This is a genomic window from Micromonospora citrea, from assembly GCF_049629545.1.
Classification (GTDB): Bacteria; Actinomycetota; Actinomycetes; order Mycobacteriales; family Micromonosporaceae; genus Micromonospora; species Micromonospora citrea_A.
Genome location: NZ_JBNADX010000011.1, coordinates 1 through 20,433, shown reverse-complemented (window position 1 = coordinate 20,433; position 20,433 = coordinate 1). Strand labels below are relative to the sequence as shown.

At 74.4% G+C, this 20,433-nt stretch carries 16 protein-coding genes; 12 read left to right on the top strand and 4 right to left on the bottom strand.

Features of this window, described 5'->3' with window-relative positions; genetic code table 11:
* The first annotated feature begins 47 nt into the window (after positions 1-47).
* From hisI to ACPFP2_RS14105, 3 genes are all read left to right on the top strand, one after another.
* Positions 48-464, top strand: coding sequence for a phosphoribosyl-AMP cyclohydrolase (gene hisI / locus ACPFP2_RS14115; RefSeq protein ID WP_424089754.1), 417 nt, complete (start codon positions 48-50; stop codon positions 462-464).
* Between the two features lie 46 nt (positions 465-510).
* Positions 511-2,064 (top strand): anthranilate synthase component I, encoded by a 1,554-nt coding sequence (locus tag ACPFP2_RS14110; protein WP_424089615.1) that lies wholly within the window; start codon positions 511-513, stop codon positions 2,062-2,064.
* A 133-nt stretch (positions 2,065-2,197) separates the two neighbouring features.
* Positions 2,198-2,800, top strand: a complete 603-nt coding sequence (locus ACPFP2_RS14105; protein ID WP_424089753.1) for a Trp biosynthesis-associated membrane protein — start codon at positions 2,198-2,200, stop codon at positions 2,798-2,800.
* On the opposite strand, the gene ACPFP2_RS14100 is transcribed toward ACPFP2_RS14105, so the two are convergent.
* Positions 2,793-3,062 (bottom strand): hypothetical protein, encoded by a 270-nt coding sequence (locus ACPFP2_RS14100; RefSeq protein WP_424089614.1) that lies wholly within the window; start codon positions 3,060-3,062, stop codon positions 2,793-2,795. The genes ACPFP2_RS14105 and ACPFP2_RS14100 overlap by 8 nt on opposite strands.
* Before the next feature lie 488 nt (positions 3,063-3,550).
* Here ACPFP2_RS14100 and trpC point away from each other — a divergent pair, with 488 nt between their 5' ends.
* The 3 genes from trpC to trpA are packed head-to-tail and all read left to right on the top strand — an operon-like array spanning position 3,551 to position 6,426.
* The gene (trpC, locus tag ACPFP2_RS14095; RefSeq protein ID WP_424089613.1) at positions 3,551-4,354 is read left to right on the top strand and encodes an indole-3-glycerol phosphate synthase TrpC; all 804 of its coding nucleotides are present in this window, start codon (positions 3,551-3,553) and stop codon (positions 4,352-4,354) included.
* Between the two features lie 28 nt (positions 4,355-4,382).
* Complete coding sequence (gene trpB, locus ACPFP2_RS14090) at positions 4,383-5,618, top strand: tryptophan synthase subunit beta (protein WP_424089612.1); 1,236 nt, start codon at positions 4,383-4,385, stop codon at positions 5,616-5,618.
* 4 nt (positions 5,619-5,622) lie between these two features.
* Positions 5,623-6,426 carry a tryptophan synthase subunit alpha gene (trpA, locus tag ACPFP2_RS14085; RefSeq protein ID WP_424089611.1) on the top strand — a complete coding sequence of 268 codons (804 nt, stop codon included), beginning with the start codon at positions 5,623-5,625 and terminating at the stop codon, positions 6,424-6,426.
* A gap of 253 nt (positions 6,427-6,679) precedes the next feature.
* Here the strand turns inward: trpA and ACPFP2_RS14080 are convergent, their stop codons facing one another.
* Positions 6,680-7,180 carry an NUDIX hydrolase gene (locus ACPFP2_RS14080; protein WP_424089610.1) on the bottom strand — a complete coding sequence of 167 codons (501 nt, stop codon included), beginning with the start codon at positions 7,178-7,180 and terminating at the stop codon, positions 6,680-6,682.
* Between the two features lie 103 nt (positions 7,181-7,283).
* Between ACPFP2_RS14080 and lgt the strand changes: the two genes are divergently transcribed.
* Together lgt and ACPFP2_RS14070 are read left to right on the top strand one after the other, a co-directional pair.
* A complete protein-coding gene (gene lgt, locus ACPFP2_RS14075) occupies positions 7,284-8,459 on the top strand; it encodes a prolipoprotein diacylglyceryl transferase (RefSeq protein WP_424089609.1) in 1,176 nt (391 codons plus the stop codon).
* Positions 8,460-8,471: 12 nt separating this feature from the next.
* Positions 8,472-9,668, top strand: a complete 1,197-nt coding sequence (locus tag ACPFP2_RS14070; RefSeq protein ID WP_424089608.1) for an FAD-dependent oxidoreductase — start codon at positions 8,472-8,474, stop codon at positions 9,666-9,668.
* A gap of 139 nt (positions 9,669-9,807) precedes the next feature.
* Here ACPFP2_RS14070 and ACPFP2_RS14065 read toward each other — a convergent pair whose 3' ends face one another.
* A complete protein-coding gene (locus ACPFP2_RS14065) occupies positions 9,808-10,650 on the bottom strand; it encodes a GNAT family N-acetyltransferase (protein ID WP_424089607.1) in 843 nt (280 codons plus the stop codon).
* A 146-nt stretch (positions 10,651-10,796) separates the two neighbouring features.
* Here ACPFP2_RS14065 and gltB point away from each other — a divergent pair, with 146 nt between their 5' ends.
* From gltB to ACPFP2_RS14050, 3 genes are all read left to right on the top strand, one after another.
* On the top strand, positions 10,797-15,452 hold the full coding sequence (gene gltB / locus ACPFP2_RS14060; protein ID WP_424089606.1) for a glutamate synthase large subunit: 4,656 nt from the start codon (positions 10,797-10,799) through the stop codon (positions 15,450-15,452).
* A complete protein-coding gene (locus ACPFP2_RS14055; protein WP_424089605.1) occupies positions 15,445-16,980 on the top strand; it encodes a glutamate synthase subunit beta in 1,536 nt (511 codons plus the stop codon). The genes gltB and ACPFP2_RS14055 overlap by 8 nt, the downstream gene beginning before the upstream one ends.
* 241 nt (positions 16,981-17,221) lie before the next feature.
* Complete coding sequence (locus ACPFP2_RS14050; RefSeq protein WP_424089604.1) at positions 17,222-17,746, top strand: hypothetical protein; 525 nt, start codon at positions 17,222-17,224, stop codon at positions 17,744-17,746.
* A 158-nt stretch (positions 17,747-17,904) separates the two neighbouring features.
* Here the strand turns inward: ACPFP2_RS14050 and ACPFP2_RS14045 are convergent, their stop codons facing one another.
* Positions 17,905-19,434: a M1 family metallopeptidase gene (locus ACPFP2_RS14045; protein ID WP_424089603.1), complete on the bottom strand. Its 1,530-nt coding sequence runs from the start codon at positions 19,432-19,434 to the stop codon at positions 17,905-17,907.
* 191 nt (positions 19,435-19,625) lie between these two features.
* Here ACPFP2_RS14045 and ACPFP2_RS14040 point away from each other — a divergent pair, with 191 nt between their 5' ends.
* On the top strand, positions 19,626-20,423 hold the full coding sequence (locus ACPFP2_RS14040; RefSeq protein ID WP_424089602.1) for an SGNH/GDSL hydrolase family protein: 798 nt from the start codon (positions 19,626-19,628) through the stop codon (positions 20,421-20,423).
* Positions 20,424-20,433: the final 10 nt, after the last annotated feature.

The following is a 20,433-nucleotide window of genomic DNA, read 5'->3' as shown; positions in this document are numbered from 1 at the left end:
GGGACGGCTCGCACGTGCCCGCGCCCCGTGCGGGACAATGGCTCACTGTGCCCGTACCCGAGTCTCCCGTGACCGACGGCGGCCCCGCCGAGCCGGTCCGCCCCTCCCGCCTCGACCCGGCCATCGCCGCCCGGCTGCGCCGCACCCCGGACGGCCTGGTGGCCGCCGTCGTCCGCCAGCACGACACCGGTGAGGTGCTGATGGTCGCCTGGATGGACGACGAGGCGCTGCACCGCACGCTGACCACCGGCCGGGCGACCTACTGGTCGCGCAGCCGCCAGGAGTACTGGGTCAAGGGCGCCACCTCCGGCCACCACCAGTACGTCCGTTCGGTGGCCCTCGACTGCGACGGCGACGCGCTGCTGGTCGGCGTCGAGCAGGTCGGCGCCGCCTGCCACACCGGCGAGCGCACCTGCTTCTTCACCGAACTGCCGGTCACCGCCGAGGGAGCCGATCCCCGGTGAGCGCGCGGCGCGGCACCCCGGTCGCAGACGAAAGGCAGACCCAGCGATGACCGACGGCAGGCTCAGCCCGGACCTCGACGCCTTCACCGAGCTGGCCGCCCGGTGGCGGGTGGTGCCGGTGACCCGGCGGCTGCTGGCCGACGCGGAGACGCCGGTCGGCGTCTACCGCAAGCTCGCCGGTGGCCCCGGCACCTTCCTGCTGGAGTCCGCCGAGCAGGGCGTCGGCTCGGCCGGGATGGCCTGGTCCCGGTACTCGTTCATCGGAGTGCGCAGCAGCGCCACCCTGGTCGAGCGGGACGGGGTGGCCCGCTGGACCGGCACCCCGCCGGCCGGCGTGCCGACCTCCGGCGACCCGGTGCGGGTGCTGCGCGAGACCGTCGAGGCGCTCGCCGGCCCGGTGCAGGACCCGGGCGGCGCGCTGCCGCCGCTGACCGGCGGCATGGTCGGCTACCTCGGGTACGACCTGATCCGGCGGTTCGAGCGGCTGCCCGAGCTGACCGAGGACGACCTCGGGCTGCCGGAGCTGGGCATGATGCTCGCCACCGACCTGGTGGTGCTCGACCACTACGACGGCTCGGCGATCCTGGTCGCCAACGCGGTGCTGCCCCCGCTGGACGACCCGGACCGCGAACGCGCCGTCGCGGCGGCGTACCACCACGCGGTGGGGCGGCTGGACGCGATGACCACCGCGCTGTCCCGACCGATTCCGCCCATGATCTCCACGGTCGACCGCCCGCCGGCCGGCGAGGTGGCCAGCCGGACGCCCGACGGTGGCTACCGCAAGGCCGTCGAGGAGGCCAAGGAGGCGATCCGGGCCGGCGAGTGCTTCCAGATCGTGCTGGCCCAGCGCTTCGAGCGGGACACCCACGCCGACCCGCTGGACGTCTACCGGGTGCTGCGCACCACCAACCCGAGCCCGTACATGTACCTGCTGCGCTTCGACGGCTTCGACATCGTCGGCTCGTCCCCGGAGGCGCACCTCAAGGTCACCGCCGGCGCGGACGGCGAGCGGCGGGCGCTGCTGCACCCGATCGCCGGCACCCGCCCGCGCGGCGCCACCCCGGAGGCCGACGCCCGGCTCGCCGCCGAGCTGCTCGCCGACCCGAAGGAGCGCTCCGAGCACGTCATGCTGGTCGACCTGGGTCGCAACGACCTGGGCCGGGTCTGCCGGGCCGGCACCGTGCAGGTGCCCGAGTTCGCCACCATCGAGCGGTACAGCCACGTCATGCACATCGTGTCCACGGTGGAGGGCACGCTGCGCGCGGACCGCAGCGCCTTCGACGCGCTGGCCGCGACCTTCCCGGCCGGCACGCTCTCCGGCGCGCCGAAGGTGCGCGCCATGGAGATCATCGAGGAGTTGGAGCCGGTCCGCCGGGGCCTCTACGGCGGCACGGTCGGCTACTTCGGCTTCGGCGGCGACCTGGACATGGCGATCGCCATCCGGACCGCGCTGATCCGCGACGGGCGGGCGTACGTGCAGGCCGGCGCCGGGGTGGTGGCCGATTCCGATCCGGCCGCGGAGGACCGGGAGACCCGGGACAAGGCCGCCGCGGTGCTCGCCGCCATCGCCGCCGCCGAGACCCTGCGGCCGGCCCGGTGAGCGCGAGGCGCGCGGGCTGCGCGGCGCGGCCGGGGGCGGTCGACGTGGGCCGGCGCGGTGGAGCCCGGCCCACCGGCGACGTCGACCTGTTCGCGGACGGCTGCCGGGCCGCCACGACCATCCGGCGGCCGTGGTGAACGCGTCGGGCGGCGCGGGCGCCGCCGGTTCGTCCGCGCCGGTCGGCGGCGCCCCCGCCGACCGGGGCCGGCGCGAGCTGACGTACGCGGTGCTGCTCTGCCTGGCCGGCGCGGGCCTGGCCTTCTGGGCGGCGACCCGCACCTGGTCGGTGGAGGTCGTCGGCCGGGGATCGCTGCCGGCGACCCGGCAGGACCGCTCCGGGGCCGACCTGCTGCCCTGGCTGTCGGCCCTGGCGCTGGTCGCGCTGGCCGGCGGTGGCGCGGTGCTGGCCACCCGGGCCCGCCTGCGGCGGCTGCTCGGCGCGCTGCTGGCGCTGCTCGGCCTGGCCGTGGCGGCCGGCGGCGGCTACGGGCTGGCCGCCGGCCTGGACGGCGAGGTGAGCCGGCAGTGGCCGGCGCTCTGCCTGCTCGGCGGGGTGCTGGCGGCCCTCGGCGGTGCACTGACCGCGCTGCGCGGTGACCGGTGGCCGGCGATGGGCGCCCGCTACGAGCGCCGCAGCCCGCCGGAGACGACGCCCGACGGCCGGCCGGCGACGGAGCGGGGCACCCGGGAGGCGTGGGACGCGCTCGACCGGGGCGAGGACCCGACGGTCAGCTGACCGGCTGCCGGACCTCGCGACGGTCCCGGGCGGCGGCACGCGCGGCGGCCAGTTCGGCGACGAGACGGTCCAGTTCGGCGCGCTGGTCGGCGCGGGCCCGGTCGGCGCAGACCGCCTCCCACGCGTTGCCCCGGGCGGTCCGCATCCGGCCCTCGCCCACCACGGCGCGTTCGAGGGTGTGCACCACGCCGACGGCGAGCGACGCGACGGTCCGGGAGATGGTGGTGATGTCGAGGGTCGGGTTCGGTCCCGCAGTGCTCATGGTGGTCACCCCACACGAGAAGTCCGACGGTCGGCAGGCGCGTCATCGAGTCTGCCCTGGTCCAGCCTGCCCGGCTCACGTTTCGCCGTGGTGACGGGCGGATCAACTGTCCATCGGAGCGAACGACCCCGGTAGGGCCGTTCATCCTTGAGCTTGGTCACAGCATCGACGGGCGTCGCCGTGCTGCGGACGGTCGGCCGACGTGGTGTCATGGTCCATGGCTGTCGGTCGATGGGTCCGGAACGCCCGCGCCGCGGGCGCAGATGACGCCGGTCGACGGGCGCGGTGGCGCTGCGTGACCCGGTGTTCACCGGAAGTCGGCCATCATGCCACAGCCCATTCCGTGAGGAGCGCCATACCCCCGGCACCTGACGCCAGGTGGCGCCCCCTAGCATCGGCCCATGACACCCGGAGAGGGGAGTCCGTTGGTGACTGCTGAGCATGCGCACGCGGAGGGGGACGGGGCCGGTCCGGCAGCGTCCGGAAGCGTGCTCGACGAGATCCTGGCCGGCGTCCGCGAGGACGTGGCGCGGCGACAGGAGCAGGTTCCGCTGGAGCGGATCCGCGAACTGGCCGCCGCCGCGCCACCGCCGCTGGACGCGTACGCCGCCCTGCGCAAGCCCGGGGTTGCGGTGATCGCCGAGGTCAAGCGTTCGTCGCCGTCCAAGGGCCGGCTGGCCGAGATCGCCGACCCGGCCGACCTCGCCGGTCAGTACGCCTCCGGCGGCGCCCGGGCGATCAGCGTGCTGACCGAGGGGCGCTGGTTCGGCGGCTCGCTCGACGACCTGGCCGCCGTCCGGGCCGCCGTGCAGGTCCCGGTCCTGCGCAAGGACTTCGTGGTCTCCAGCTACCAGATCCACGAGGCCCGCGCGCACGGCGCCGACCTGGTGCTGCTGATCGTCGCCGCGCTGGAGCAGAACGTGCTGGTCGGCCTGCTGGAGCGCATCGAGTCGCTCGGCATGACCGCGCTGGTCGAGGTGCACACCGAGGAGGAGGCCGACCGGGCCCTGGAGGCCGGTGCGCAGGTGATCGGGGTCAACGCCCGTGACCTGCGTACCCTGGAGGTCGACCGGTCCGTCTTCGAGCGGATCGCACCCGGCCTGCCCAGCAGTGTCGTCAAGATCGCCGAGTCCGGCGTGCGCGGTCCGCACGACCTGATCCGGTACGCCTCGGCCGGCGCCGACGCCGTCCTGGTCGGGGAGGGTCTGGTCACCCAGAAGAGCCCGCGCGAGGCGGTCGCCGAGCTGGTCAACGCCGGTAACCACCCGGCCACGCCCCGCCCGGTGCGCTGACCTTCGACACCGCGAGAGGATCACCGCCATGAGCGCTGACGTTTCGGCCCCGTCCGGCCAGGTTCCCGACGCCGCCGGCCACTTCGGCCGCTTCGGCGGCCGGTTCGTGCCGGAGGCGCTGGTCGCGGCGCTCGACGAACTGGACGCGGCGTACCGCAAGGCGATGACCGACGAGAGCTTCCTCGCCGAGTTCGACGCCCTGCTGCGCGACTACGCCGGCACCCCGTCGCTGCTGTACCCGGCGCACCGGTTCTCCGCGAAGGCCGGCGCGCGGATCCTGCTCAAGCGGGAGGACCTCAACCACACCGGGGCGCACAAGGTGCGCAACGTGCTGGGCCAGGCGCTGCTCACCCGGCGGATGGGCAAGAAGCGGGTCATCGCCGAGACCGGCGCCGGCCAGCACGGCGTGGCCACCGCCACCGCCGCCGCCCTGTTCGACCTCGAGTGCGTGGTCTACATGGGTGAGGTCGACACCGAACGGCAGGCGCTCAACGTGGCCCGGATGCGGATGCTGGGCGCCACGGTGATCCCGGTGACCACCGGCTCGCGCACCCTCAAGGACGCGATGAACGAGGCGATGCGGGACTGGGTCGCCAACGTCGACGACACCCACTACCTGATCGGCACGGCCGCCGGCCCGCACCCGTTCCCGGAGATGGTCCGGGACTTCGTCCGGGGCATCGGCGAGGAGGCCCGCCGGCAGTGCCTGGAACTCACCGGCGCGCTGCCCGACGCGGTCGCGGCCTGCGTCGGCGGCGGTTCCAACGCGCTGGGCATCTTCCACGCCTTCGTGCCCGACACCGGCGTACGGCTGTACGGCTTCGAGGCCGGCGGCGAAGGGGTGGAGACCGGCCGGCACGCGGCCAGCATCACCGGCGGCACCTCCGGCGTGCTGCACGGCACCCGCACCTACGTGCTGCAGAACGCCGACGGCCAGACGATCGAGTCGCACTCCATCTCGGCCGGCCTGGACTACCCGGGCGTGGGCCCGGAGCACGCCTGGCTGCACGACAGCGGCCGGGCCACCTACCTGCCGGTGACCGACGCCGAGGCGATGGCCGCGTTCGAGCTGCTCTGCCGTACCGAGGGGATCATCCCGGCGATCGAGAGCTCGCACGCGCTCGCCGGCGCCCTGACGATCGCCCCCCGGCTCGCCGAGGAGTTGGGCCGGGAGCCGGTCATCGTGGTCAACCTCTCCGGACGGGGCGACAAGGACGTGCACACCGCCGGCGAGTACTTCGGCATCCTCGACAAGGAGCAGTGAGATCGTGAGCCGGATCGGGGTGGCCTTCGACAAGGCCCGCGCCGACGGGCGGGCCGTGCTGGTCGGCTGCATGCCGGCCGGCTTCCCGACCGTCGAGGGCAGCATTGCCGCGATGACCGCCATGGTCGAGGCGGGCGTGGACGTCATCGAGGTGGAGATCCCGTACTCCGACCCGGTGATGGACGGGCCGGTGATCCAGAAGGCCAGCGACATCGCCCTGGCCGGCGGGGTGCGCACCACGGACACGCTGCGCATCATCGAGGCGGTCGCGGCCACCGGCGCCCCGGTGGTCACCATGACCTACTGGAACCCGATCGAGCAGTACGGCGTCGACGCGTTCGCCCGCGACCTCGCCGCCGCCGGCGGCACCGGCCTGATCACCCCCGACCTGATCCCCGAGGAGGCCGGCGAGTGGCTGGCCGCCTCGGACGCGCACGGACTGGACCGGACCTTCCTGGTCTCGCCGTCGTCCACGGACGCCCGGCTGAAGATGACCGTGGAGCACTGCCGGGGCTTCGTCTACGCCACCGCGATCATGGGCGTCACCGGGGCCCGGGCGCAGACCTCGCAGGCCGCGCCGGTCCTGGTCTCCCGGGTCCGTGAGGCCACCGACCTGCCGGTCGGCGTCGGGCTCGGCGTCGGCACCGGCGCCCAGGCCGCCACGGTCGCCGGGTACGCCGACGGCGTCATCGTGGGCAGCGCCCTGATCCGCTGCCTGCTCGAAGCCCCGGACCAGGCGGCCGGGCTGGCCGCCCTGCGGGCGCTCAGCGCCGACCTCGCCGAGGGCGTCCGCAACCCCGCCCGCTGAACCGGCGACGCCCGCCCGGCCCGCCGGGCGGGCCCGACCCGTGGCCGCCACCCCGCCGCCGCTCTGCCGCCGCCGACGCGCCACCCCGGTCCGCACGGGCGCGCACCCTGCGCAAGATCGCGCTTGATCCGGGAAACAGTGGCCATGCGGCGCGATCGAGGCCACTACTTCCTGGATCGGGCGTGATCATGGCGGCTCCGCGTGCGGCCTGTCTCGGCATCGGCAGGCACCGCGCGCCGTCCCGCCCTGGCGGTTACCGGTGCCGGCCGGCCGGCCCTGCGCCGGCGGGCGTCGTGCCGACGGTGGCCTGCGCCGGGTCGTCCGGCCGCAGGTCGCAGAGCACCCCGGAGCGGCCGGCCAGCGCGTCGGCCACCGCCGCCCGGGTCACCGGCGTGAACTGTTCCGGCAACGCCTGCGGACGGTGCCAGGCCAGCGCGCACCCGGTCGGCGGAGCGGCGTCGGGCCGCGCGAGGACCCGGGCGCGGAAGACGTGCACCAGGACGTCGGACGGCGGACCGGACGCGGCCGCCCGCCCGCAGGGCGCGTCGGACAGGTGGTAGATCCCCACCAGGTCGGTCACCTCGACCGACCGGCCGGTCTCCCGCCGGATCTCGTCGGCCACCGCGCCGGCCGGGCAGGCCAGGCGGCGCAGCCGCCCGCCGGGCAGCGCCCACCGCCGCCCACCCCGGCAGAGCAGCACCCGACCGGCGTCGTCCGTCACGACCGCCGCGACCGCCCAGGTGAGCCCGGTCATACCCGATGAGGGTACGGACCCGTACACCGGGTGTCATCCGGCGCGCGTCACCACGCCTACCGGGGTGCCGCGAAGGCGGTCCGCAACGGTAGCCTGTGCACCCGTGACCCTCGCCTCGTCGATTCCCCAGGCAGCCCTGCCGAGCCCGACCACCGCGGTCTGGCAGCTCGGGCCGGTGCCGATCCGGGCGTACGCGCTCTGCATCATCCTCGGCATCGTGCTGGCCTGCTGGCTCACCGAACGTCGGCTGCGTCAACGGGGGGTGGCCCCCGGCGCGGTGCTCGACATCGCGGTCTGGGCGGTGCCGGCCGGCATCATCGGCGCCCGGATCTACCACGTGATCACCTCGCCGGAGAAGTACTTCGGCGCGGGGGGTGAGCCGCTGAAGGCGTTCTTCATCTGGGAGGGCGGCCTCGGCATCTGGGGCGCGGTGGCCGGTGGCGCGGTCGGCGCGTGGATCGCCGCCCGGCAGCTCGGCATCCCGTTCGCCGTGGTGGCCGACGCGCTCGCCCCGGGCCTGCCGCTGGCCCAGGCGGTCGGCCGGTTCGGCAACTGGTTCAACAACGAGCTGTACGGCGGCCCGACCACGCTGCCCTGGGGGCTGGAGGTCCACAAGATGGACTCCGCCAACCCCGGTCAGGCGCAGCTCGACGAGGCCGGCAACCCGATCCTGCTGCCGGGGCTCTACCACCCGACCTTCCTCTACGAGGCGATCTGGAACGTCGGCGTCGCCGCCCTGGTGCTCGTCCTCGACCGGCGCCTCAAGCTGGGCAAGGGCCGGGCGTTCGCGCTGTACGTGATGGGCTACACCGCCGGCCGGTTCTGGATCGAGATCATGCGCACCGACGAGGCGAACGAGATCCTCGGCGTCCGGCTCAACGTCTGGACCGCCGCGCTGGTGTTCGTCGGCGCGCTGATCTACTTCCTGCGGGTCCGTGGCCCGCGCGAGTACCTGATCCCGGTCGGCGCCCCCGCCCCGGTCCCGCCGCCCGGCGGGGACGTCTCCCAGGTCGACCTCTCCCGCGCCGAGCACGGCGCGCGGGCGGCCGCGCCGGAGGGCTACCGGACGGTGAGCGAGGAACAGTTCCGGGCGTACCGGGAGACGGGTGAGGTGCCTCCCGCCGCCGCGCCACCCACGGCGACCGACGAACCGGCGGCGAGCGCGGACGGCGCGGCCGAGGCCGACGGCGCGGACGACGACGGCGTGGACGACGACGCGCCGCAGCGGGACGACCGGGCCGGCGCGGCCGGCGCCCGTCCCGTCGACCGGGACAGCTGAGCGGGGCGGGGCATGCGAACCGCGGTGGTGGTCGGGGCCGGACTCGGTGGCCTGGCGGTGGCCGGGGCGCTGGCCCGCTCCGGCTGGCAGGTCACCGTGCTCGAACGGGCGGACCGGGTCCGCCCGGAACCGACAGCCGTGGTGCTCTGGCCCAACGGGGTCCGCGCGCTGCACGCCCTGGGCCTCGGTGCGGGCCTCGACGCCATCGCCACCGCGCTGCCCGACGGCGGGGTACGCCGCCCCGACGGGCACTGGCTGGTGCAGCCACGCCCCACACCGGCCGACCGGATGCCGGTGGTGGTGCACCGGGAGGACCTGCACGACGCCCTGATCGCCGGTCTCGGCGACCGGGTGGAGCTGCGTACCGGGGTGGCCGTGGACACCGTGCGGGTCCGTCCCGGCGAGCGCCCGGCGGTCGGCGCGGGCCGCCACCTGGTCGAGGTCGACCTGGTGGTCGCGGCCGACGGCACCGACAGCGCGGTACGCCGCCAGCTCGCCCCCGAGGCGGCCGTGGTCAGCTCCGGCTCCGCCTCCTGGCGGGCGGTGATCCCCTGGTACCGGGCGCCGAGGCTGGCCGCCGACCAGCCGCTCGGCGGGGAGGTGCTGGGGGCCGGCTACCGCTTCGTGGCCGCCTCGCTGGGCGAGCGCGGCTCCTCCGGCGCGTCGCGCCGGGGCGGCATCTACTGGGTGGCCACCGCTGCCGGCGCACCCCGTCCCGAGCCGCCGGAGACCCAGCTCGCCCTGCTCAAGCGCTGGTACGCGGGCTGGCCCGCCCCGGTCGGCGGGCTGCTCGACGCCACCGAGCCGGACGACCTGGTCCAGCAGGAGGTCCGGGAGCTGCGGCCGCTGCCCCGGGCGTACGGCTTCCCGGCCGGGCCGGGCGGGGTGGTGCTGCTCGGCGACGCGGCGCACGCCATGCCGCCGCACCTCGGGCAGGGCGCCTGCCTCGCCTTCGAGGACGCGGCCACCCTGTCGTCGCTGCTGCGCGAGTCCCGGCTGCCCGACGCCGTGCAGGCGTACGACCGGCTGCGTCGGCCCCGCGCGGCCACCGTGGTCCGGCAGACCCGCCGGATGTCGGCGGTCCTGCAGGCCCGTGGCCGGTTGGCGCTGCGCGCCCGCGACGCCGCCCTGGGCACGATCAACCCCCGTCTGCTCTCCAGCGCCGCCGCCTCCGCCGCCCAGTGGCGTCCCCCCACCCACACCCCCTGACCGCGCCCCCACGCACCCCGCACTCCGCCCTGGCGTCGATCATGAAGTTGTTGCCACCTGTCCCGGCGTGTTCTGCCAACAACTTCATGATCAACCAGGTGGGCGCGGGGAGGGCGCGGGGTGGTCCGGGGGAGGGGGGTCAGATGAGGGCGGTGGGTTCGGCGATGCAGGCGGTGCCGATGCGGCGGAAGCCGACGCGCAGGTAGACCCGGGCGATGTCCTCGCTGCCGGCGGAGAGGAAGACCAGCTCGGTGCCGGCCGCGAGCAGTTCGCGGGCGAGGGTGGCGGTGACCGCCGCGCCCAGGCCCCGGCGGCGGGCGGCCGGCAGGGTGGCCACCCCGGCGATCTCGGCCACGTCGTCGACCCGCATCGCCATCCCGCTCGCGAGGGCACCCTCGGCGGGCGTGCCGGCCAGCGCCGACAGCCGGCGTCCGTCGGCGATCCGGGCCCGCTCCTCGTCCAGCGCGGCCACGTCCAGCTCGGTCACCGCGGCGTCCCGCTCGGTCGGTCCGGCCTCGCCACGGGCGGTGCCGGCGGCGGCGAAGCCCACCGCGGCGACCGCGCGACGGGCCGCCACGTCGGCGGCGAAGCCGGGCGCGTCCGGGTCCAGCACCCGCACCGGTACGTCGGTGAACGTCGCCGGGTCGCCCAGGGTGTCCGGGTCGAGCACCATCAGCGGCGCCTCCAGCACGCCCAGCCCCGCCGCGCGGGCCACCGCGAGCAGGTCCGGGCTGGTTTCGTGCACCCACTCGAAGGCCTCCGGCAGCCCCAGTTCCCGCTGCCGTTCCCGGACGGCCGCCACGTCGGCCAGGGAGGGCGGCGCGGTGGCGTCCAGCCGGGGGCGGGCGTAGAACGGCCAGCCGACGCCGTCCCGGACGAACAGGACGAGACCGCCGTGTTCCTCGCCGCGGGCCGCATCGCGGGGCACCGCGTCGTAGAAGCGTTCCAACCGGGCGAACAGCTCACGGCGCTGGGAATCCACCGCGCGAGACTACACGTCCCAGAGTCTGGAAGGTGTGATCAATCTGCACTGGCCTTGCGGGGGTCGCCCTAACGTAGACTCAATAGACCGCTGAGGGCCGACGTCGTCCCGATCATGATCCAACCTGAGTGACGACAGGAGGCCCGGTGGCCTTTCCGTACCCTCTCAGCCCGCAGTCGGCCCCGTCCGCGGCCGGTCTCTACGACCCGGCCAACGAGCACGACGCGTGCGGCGTGGCGTTCGTCGCGGACCTGCACGGTCGGCGCTCCCACGCGGTGGTGGCGAACGGACTCGGCGCGCTCTGTCGCCTGGACCATCGTGGCGCGCGGGGCGCGGAGCAGAACACCGGCGACGGCGCGGGGATCATGATCCAGGTGCCGGACGCGTTCCTGCGCGCCGTGGTGGACTTCCCGCTGCCCCCGGCCGGCCAGTACGCCACCGGCCTGGTCTTCCTGCCCGACGACGACGCCGGCGAGGCCCGCGCCCGCCGGGTGGTCGAGAAGTACGCCCTGGTCGAGGGGGCCGAGGTGCTCGGCTGGCGGGACGTGCCGACCGACCCGAGCGGGCTGGGCGAGACCGCCCTGGCGGCGATGCCCCGCATCCGTCAGCTCTTCCTCGCCGCGCACCGGCTCACCGACACCCCGGCCGGCCCGGCCGGCTCCCCGCTGACCGGCCTCGACCTGGACCGGGTGGCGTTCTGCGTCCGCAAGCAGGCCGAGCGGGAGAGCGCCGAGCGGGGCGTGCCGGCGTACTTCCCGTCGCTGTCGTCGCGGACCATGACCTGGAAGGGCATGCTGACCCCGGACCAGCTCCCGGCGTACTTCCCGGAGCTGACCGACGAGCGGGTGGACAGCGCCATCGCCCTGGTGCACTCCCGCTTCTCCACCAACACCTTCCCGTCCTGGCCGCTGGCGCACCCGTACCGGTTCATCGCGCACAACGGCGAGATCAACACCATCCGGGGCAACCGGAACTGGATGCAGGCCCGCGAGGCGCTGCTGCGCAGCCCCGACCTGCCCGGCAACATCCGGCGCATCTTCCCGGTCTGCACCCCGGGCGCCTCCGACTCGGCCAACTTCGACGAGGTGCTGGAGCTGCTGCACCTGGCCGGGCGGAGCCTGCCGCACGCGGTGCTGATGATGATCCCGGAGGCGTGGGAGAACGACCCCGGCATGCGGGCGGACAAGCGGGCCTTCTACCGCTTCCACGCCAGCCTGATGGAGCCGTGGGACGGCCCCGCGTCGGTCGCCTTCACCGACGGCGAGATCGTCGGCGCGGTGCTGGACCGCAACGGCCTGCGTCCGGGCCGCTGGTGGCACACCTCCGACGGCCTGGTCGTGCTGGGCAGCGAGGCGGGCGTGCTCGACCTCGACCCGGCCACCGTGGTCGCCAAGGGGCGCCTCCAGCCGGGCCGGATGTTCCTGGTCGACACCGTCAACGGGCGGATCGTCTCCGACGACGAGATCAAGACCGAGCTGGCCGCTGCCCGGCCGTACGCCGAGTGGCTGCACGCCGGCCTGATCGAGCTGGACGACCTGCCGCCGCGCGAGCACGTGGTCTACACCCACGACTCGGTGCGCCGCCGCCAGCAGACCTTCGGCTACACCGAGGAGGAGCTGAAGATCCTGCTCGGGCCGATGGCGCGCAGCGGCGCCGAGCCGCTCGGCTCGATGGGCACCGACACCCCGATCGCCCCGCTGTCGACCCGGCCCCGGCTGCTCTACGACTACTTCCACCAGCTCTTCGCCCAGGTCACCAATCCGCCGCTGGACGCCATCCGGGAAGAGTTGGTGACCAGCCTGGCGTCCACCATCGGCCCGGAGGGCAACCTGCTCGACCCGGGTCCGGCGAGCTGCCGGCAGATCGTGCTGCCGTACCCGGTGATCGACAACGACGAGCTGGCCAAGATCCTCGACATCGACCAGGACGGCGACCTGCCCGGCTTCAAGGCGGTGCGGGTCTCCGGGCTGTACCGGGTCCGCGACGGCGGGGCCGGCATCAAGGCCCGGCTGACCGAGATCTGCCGGCACGTCTCCGAGGCGATCGAGGACGGCGTGCGGATCCTGGTCCTGTCGGACCGGGACTCCAACGCCGACCTCGCCCCGATCCCGTCGCTGCTGCTCACCGCCGCGGTGCACCAGCACCTGGTCCGGGAGCAGACCCGTACCCAGGTGGCGCTGGTCGTGGAGTCCGGCGACTGTCGCGAGGTGCACCACGCGGCCGTGCTCATCGGGTACGGCGCGGCGGCGGTGAACCCGTACCTGGCCTTCGAGTCGGTGGAGGACATGATCTCCACCGGCGTGCTGGTCGGCGTGGAGCCGGCCAAGGCCATCCGGAACTACGTCAAGGCGCTCGGCAAGGGCGTCCTCAAGATCATGTCCAAGATGGGCATCTCGACGGTGTCGTCGTACTGCGGCGCGCAGGTCTTCGAGGCCGTCGGCCTGGAAACCCGCCTGGTCGAGCGGTACTTCCGGGGCACCCCGAGCAGCATCGGCGGCATCGGCCTCGACGAGATCCACGCCGAGGTGGCCGCCCGGCACGCCCTGGCCTGGCCCGCGCCGGGCGCGATGACCTCCGACCGGTTGGAGGTCGGCGGCGAGTACCAGTGGCGCCGCGAGGGTGAGCTGCACCTGTTCAACCCGGAGACGGTCTTCCTGCTCCAGCACGCCACCCGCAGCCGCCAGTACGACGTCTTCCGGCAGTACACCGCCAAGGTCGACGAGCTGGCCGCGCAGGGCGGCTCGCTGCGCGGGCTGTTCACCCTGCGCACCGGGGTGCGTCCGGCGGTGCCGCTGGACGAGGTCGAGCCGGCCGGCGAGATCGTCAAGCGGTTCGCCACCGGCGCCATGTCGTACGGGTCGATCTCGGCCGAGGCGCACGAGACCCTCGCCGTCGCGATGAACCGTCTCGGCGGCAAGTCCAACACCGGCGAGGGCGGCGAGGACGTCGAGCGGCTGCACGACCCGGCCCGCCGCTCGTCGGTCAAGCAGATCGCCAGCGGCCGCTTCGGCGTGACCAGCGAGTACCTGGTCAACGCCGACGACCTCCAGATCAAGATGGCCCAGGGCGCGAAGCCCGGCGAGGGCGGCCAGCTGCCCGGCAACAAGGTCTGGCCGTGGATCGCCCGGACCCGGCACGCCACCCCGGGCGTCGGCCTGATCTCCCCGCCGCCGCACCACGACATCTACTCCATCGAGGACCTCGCCCAGCTCGTGCACGACCTGAAGTGCGTCAACCCGGCCGCCCGGGTGCACGTCAAGCTGGTCAGCGAGACCGGTGTGGGCACCGTCGCGGCCGGCGTCGCCAAGCTCAAGGCCGACGTCATCCTGATCTCCGGCCACGACGGCGGCACCGGCGCGTCCCCGCTGAACTCGCTCAAGCACGCCGGCACCCCGTGGGAGCTGGGTCTGGCCGAGGCGCAGCAGACCCTGCTGCTCAACAAGCTCCGCGACCGGGTCACCGTGCAGGTCGACGGCCAGCTCAAGACCGGCCGGGACGTGCTGGTCGCGATGCTCCTCGGCGCCGAGGAGTTCGGCTTCGCCACCGCCCCGCTGATCGTCGAGGGCTGCGTGATGATGCGGGTCTGCCACCTGGACACCTGTCCGGTCGGCATCGCCACCCAGAACCCGGTGCTGCGCGAGCGGTTCACCGGCCGGCCGGAGTTCGTCGAGAACTTCTTCCTCTTCCTCGCCGAGGAGGTCCGGGAGTACCTCGCCGAGCTGGGCTTCCGCACCATCGACGAGGCGATCGGCCACAGCGAGCTGCTCGACGTCACCCCGGCGATCGACCACTGGAAGGCGCACGGGTTGGACCTGGGGCGCGTCCTGCACCTGCCGGAGCTGCCGGCGGACGCCGCGCGGCGCGGCATCCGGGCCCAGGACCACGGCCTGGAGCTGGCGCTGGACAACGAGCTGATCGCGCTCGCCGAGCCGGCGCTGCGCGACGGCAGCCCGGTGCGGGTCGAGGTGGCGGTGCGCAACGAGCACCGCAGCGTCGGCGCGATGCTCGGCGGCGAGGTCACCCGCCGCTTCGGCGGTGCCGGCCTGCCCGACGACACCATCGAGTTCGCGCTGCGCGGCACCGCCGGGCAGTCCTTCGGCGCGTTCCTGCCGCACGGGGTGACCCTGCGGCTGCACGGCGACGCCAACGACTACGTCGGTAAGGGCCTCTCCGGCGGGCGGATCGTCGTACGCCCGGACGCCGCCGCGCCGTTCTGCGACGCCGAGGCCGCCGCCGGGCAGCGGGCCGAGGACCAGATCATCGCCGGCAACACCATCCTGTACGGGGCCACCGCCGGTGAGCTGTTCCTGCGCGGCCGGGTGGGGGAGCGCTTCGCGGTGCGCAACTCGGGCGCGGTGGCGGTCGTCGAGGGCGTCGGCGACCACGGCTGCGAGTACATGACCGGCGGCACCGTGGTGGTGCTCGGCGCGACCGGTCGCAACTTCGCCGCCGGCATGTCCGGCGGCACCGCGTACGTGTGGCGGCTGGACCGCGACCGGGTCAACGCCGAGCTGGTCGACCTGACGCCGCTGCGCGACTCCGAGCGTGAGTTGGTGCACGACCTCGTCCAACGGCACGTGGCGGAGACCGACTCGGCGATCGGCGCGGAGCTGCTCAAGCGCTGGCCGGAGGCGGCCGAGGAGTTCACCGCGGTGGTCCCCCGCGACTACCGCCGGGTGATGGAGATCATGAAGGCCGCCGAAGCCGCCGGCCGTGATGTCGACGACGCGGTCATGTCTGCGCTGACCGCGCCGGTGTCGCCCGCCTCGCGGGTGGCGGTCCAGGAGGTGGCTCGTGCCTGACCCGAACGGTTTCCTGCGCTACAACCGGCGGCTGCCGGCCCGCCGCCCGGTGCCGGTGCGGATCACCGACTGGCGTGAGGTCTACCCGCCCGCCGGGGAGGAGCTGATCCGCGAGCAGGCCACCCGCTGCATGGACTGCGGCATCCCGTTCTGCCACGACGGCTGCCCGCTGGGCAACCGCATCCCGGACTGGAACGACCTGGTCCGTACCGGCAACTGGGACGCCGCGGTGGAGTCGCTGCACGCCACCAACAACTTCCCGGAGTTCACCGGCCGGCTCTGCCCGGCCCCGTGCGAGGCGGCCTGCGTCCTCGGCCTCGGCGGCCAGCAGCCGGTCACCATCAAGCAGGTCGAGGTGGAGATCGCCGACGCGGCGGCGCGCGCCGGGCTGCTGCCCCGGCCGGTCCCGGCGCCGACCGGCCGCTCCGTCGCCGTGGTCGGCTCCGGGCCCGCCGGTCTCGCCGCCGCGCAGCAGCTCGCCCGCGCCGGCCACAGCGTGACGGTGTACGAGCGCGACGACGCGATCGGCGGCCTGCTCCGGTACGGCATCCCCGACTTCAAGCTCGAGAAGCGGCACGTCGACCTGCGGCTGGCCCAGCTCGCCGCCGAGGGCGTCCGGTTCCGCACCGGCGTGGACGTGGGCGTCGACGTGACCGCCGAGCAGTTGCGCGCCGAGCACGACGCGGTGCTGCTGGCCTGCGGCGCGTTGCAGGGCCGCGACACCCCGGAGACGCCGGGGCGGGCGCTGCGCGGCGTGCACCAGGCGATGGACCACCTGGTGGCCGCCAACCGCGTGGTCGCCGCAGCGGCCACCGGCCAGCAGGGCGTCGTCGCGGCCGGCGAGGGCAGGCCGGCGCCGGCCGTGCTCCCCGACGGCACGCCGATCGACGCGGCCGGCAAGCACGTGGTGATCATCGGCGGTGGCGACACCGCGGCGGACTGCCTGGGCGTGGCCCACCGGCAGGGCGCGGCGGGCGTGCACCAGCTCGACCTCTACCCGGAGCCGCCGGAGACCCGGGACGCCGAGCGTGACCCGTGGCCGACCTGGCCGTGGGTGCTGCGCAACTACCCGGCGCACGAGGAGGGCGGCGAGCGGGTCTTCGCCGTGGCGGTGCAGGAGTTCGTCGACGACGGCACCGGCCAGGTCGTCGGGGTGCGGATCGCCGAGGTCACCGTGGAGAAGCGGGACGGCCGACGGATCGTCACCGCGCTGCCCGGTTCCGAGCGGGTGCTCCCCGCCGATCTGGTGCTGCTGGCGATCGGCTTCGAGGGCACCGAGGAGCAGCCGCTGCTGGCCCAGTTCGGGGTGACCCGCAACGCCCGTGGCGCGGTGGACGCCCGGCCGGACTGGCAGACCGACGCCGACGGCGTCTTCGTCGCCGGGGACATGCACCGGGGCGCATCGCTGATCGTCTGGGCGATCGCCGAGGGGCGGGCTGCCGCCGCGGCCATCCACACCTACCTGGGCGGGGTCGGCGAGCTGCCGGCCCCGGTGGACCCGGGCCGGCAGCCGCTCGCCGCGCGCTGACGACAGTCGCCGACGGCCCGGCCCGGGCGGGACACCGCCGGGGCCGGGCCGTCCTGCCGCTCACGCCGCCGGCCGCTCACGCGCCACGAGTGCGCTCGATCCGGGAAGTAGTGGCCTCCATCCGCTGGGAGCCCACTGTCTCCATGTTCGAGCGTGATCATGAGTCACGGGTGAGCGGGATCATGCCGTAACTGCTCGGGCGGGGACGTCGGGACCCGACGCGCGCCGATACCGTGCCGATATGGACGTCGATGAGCGCCTGCGTCGGGTACGTCGGTGGCTGTGGGTCGTGGTGGTGGGTCTGTTCCTCAGCGGGGTGACCGCGTTTCCGCTGGAGATCGAGGTGCGGTGGCTGCTGCGGGCGCTCGATCCGCTCGCCGGGCAGTTCCCGGCGCTGGTGGCCTGGATCGAGCGGGTCCACACCGGACTCGTCGAGACCGGCGACCGCTACCCCTTCATGCTCTACGGCACCGACTGGCTGGCTTTCGCGCACCTGGTGCTGGCGGTGGCGTTCTGGGGGCCGCTGCGGGATCCGGTTCGCAACGTCTGGGTGGTGCAGCTCGGCATGATCGCCTGCGCGGGGATCGTGCCGCTGGCGCTGATCTGCGGGCCGATCCGGGACATCCCGTGGTTCTGGACGCTGGTCGACCTCTCCTTCGCCGTCGCCGCGTTCCCGCCGCTGTGGTTCGCGTACCGGCACATCCGGGCGGTCGAGGCCGCGACCGGCGGGTCGGCCGTGCCGGTCGTACCCACGCCGGCCGGCTGACGGCCGCCGGCCCGCGAACGTGAGCACATGAGGGCATCCGACCACGGCCGGTGGTGGGCCGAGGTCCGGCCGCCGCCCGGTCGGCCGGGCAGCCGACTTCGACCGGCCGGTCGGGTGTCCGTCCCGGGACCAGGGGCGGACACCCGACCGGGGTCGGGTCAGCGCGCCAGCAGGTGGTGCGCCTCGCGGATCTTCGCCCACGACGCCGGCTGCTGCGGGGCGGTCGCGCTCCGCGCGGCCGTCGGCAGGGCGGGCCGGCCCGGGGTGAAGAGCCAGGTGGTGAAGACGTCGTCCAGGTCCAGGCCGGAGATCCGCTCGGCGAGGGCCTGGAACTGCGCGACCGTGGCGTTGCCGTGCCGGTGCTCGGCGGTCCAGGCCGGCAGGATCCGGAAGAACGCCTCGTCGCCGACGGCGAGCCGGATCTGGTGCAGGGCCATCGCGCCCCGGTCGTAGACCGCGTCGTCGAAGATCCGCCCGGCGCCCGGGTCGCCCGGCAGCACCTGCCAGAAATCGGAGTCCGCCGGGTAGCCGGCGTAGGTGAAGTCGAAGAGCTCCTGGGCGGTGCCCTCGCCCTGCTCCTCCGACCAGAGCCACTCGGCGTACGAGGCGAAGCCCTCGTTCAGCCAGATGTCGCGCCACTGCGCGACCGACACCGAGTCGCCGAACCACTGGTGGGCGTTCTCGTGCACCACCACGTACGAGTTGGCGCCGCGTCGCCAGAAGCCCGGGCCGTACACCGACCGGGTCTGCGTCTCCAGGGCGAAGCCGATGCCGTCGACCGGCCCGGCGACGCCGCCCTGCGCCTCGAACGGGTACGGCCCGAAGATCCCGCTGGCCCAGTCGACGACCTCGGCGGTGCGCTCGATGCTGGCCCGTGCGGCCGGCGCGAGCGGACCCAGCGTGGTGCTGTAGGCGTTGATCACCGGCTGCCCGTTCGGCGCGGTGTCGGTGACGACGTCGTACTGCCCGATGGCGAGGAAGGCCAGGTAGGTGGCGGTCGGGCTGGTGGTGCGCCAGCTCCATCGCATCCGGTCGCCGGCCTCGGCGAGCGGGGGACGCGGCGGCACGCCGTTGCTGATCACCTCGACGCCGCTGGGCACCGAGACCGAGATGTCGAAGGTGGCCTTGTCGAGCGGGTGGTCGTTGGCCGGGAACCACCACCAGGACGACTCCGGCTCGTTGACGGCGAGCGCGCCGTCGTCGGTGCGGGTCCATCCGGTGTAGCCGCCGATGAGCGTCTCGGACGGCACGCCGGAGTACCTGACCACGATGGTGAGCTGCTGGCCGCGGACGATCCGGCGGGGTGCGGTGACCGCCAGTTCGTGTACGCCCTCGCGGGCGTACGGGGCCGTCCAGCCGTTGACCTTCACGGACTCCACGTCGAGCAGGAAGTCCAGGTTGAACCGGGGCAGGTCCTGGGTGGCCCGGGCCAGGATGGTGGTGGTGCCGGTGAGCCGGTCGGTGGCCGGGTCGTAGCGCAGGCGGACGTCGTAGTGGTCGACGTCGTACCCGCCGTTGCCGTAGTCGGGGAAGTAGCTGTCACCGAGCCCGGGGGCGCCGGGGGTGGCGGTGGCGACCAGCCGGCTGCGACCGGGTCGGTCGGCGGCCTGGCCGGGAGCGCCGGTCACCAGGGTGCCGGCGGTGGTGACGGTCAGGGCGGCGATGGCCGCCGCGAAAACGCGTCGCACGGGGTGGACTCCCTCCGTCGGGGTGTACGCGCGATCAACCTAATCGATGTTTGTGAACGCGATGACCCCGTCCCGCGCGATCGGCTGTTCACTTTATGGGAATGTTTCGATAGCATTACCGACCAGTAACAACCCTTGGCCACGCGCGCGGTCACGAGGCTCCCCCCACCCCTGCTCCGTGGAGGTCCGTGATGCCCCACCGCGCCCTGGCCCGCGCCGTCACCGCGTTGGCCGCCCTGCTCGCCACCGTCCTCGGTGTCGTGCTCGTCCCCGGCACCGCCCAGGCGGCCACCGTCAACTACGTCGCCCTCGGCGACTCCTACTCCTCCGGCGTCGGGGCCGGCCCGTACGACCTCTCCGGCTGCCTGCGCAGCCAGAAGTCGTACGCCCCGCTCTGGGCCGCCGCCAACTCCGTCACCAGCTTCAAGTTCGTCGCCTGCGGTGGCGCGGTCACCTCCGACGTGATCGACGAGCAGGTCTCCGCGCTCAGCACCAGCACCACGCTGGTCACCGTCACCATCGGCGGCAACGACGCCGGCTTCGCCGACGTCATCACCAGCTGCCGCTTCGGCAGCACCAGCACCTGCACCAACGCGGTCAACGAGGCCAAGGCGTTCGCCACCGCCACGCTGCCCGGCCGGCTCGACCGCACCTACGCCGCCATCCGCGAGCGCGCCCCGAACGCCCGACTGGTCGTGCTCGGCTACCCGCGGCTGTTCGAGACGAACTGGTGCGGCTGGCTGGCGATGAGCACCTACAAGCGGACCATCCTCAACGAGGCCGCCGACGTGCTCGCCACCGTCATCGCCGGCCGGGCCGGCGCGGCGGGCGCCACGTTCGCCGACACCCGCCCCACCTTCGCCGGCCACGGGGTCTGCGCGGCCGACCCGTGGATCCGGGACGTCTCCGGGGTCATCGAGGCGTACCACCCGGACGCCGACGGCTACCGGTACGGCTACCTGCCGGCCCTGAACGCCGCACTGCGCTGAGGCGTCCCGG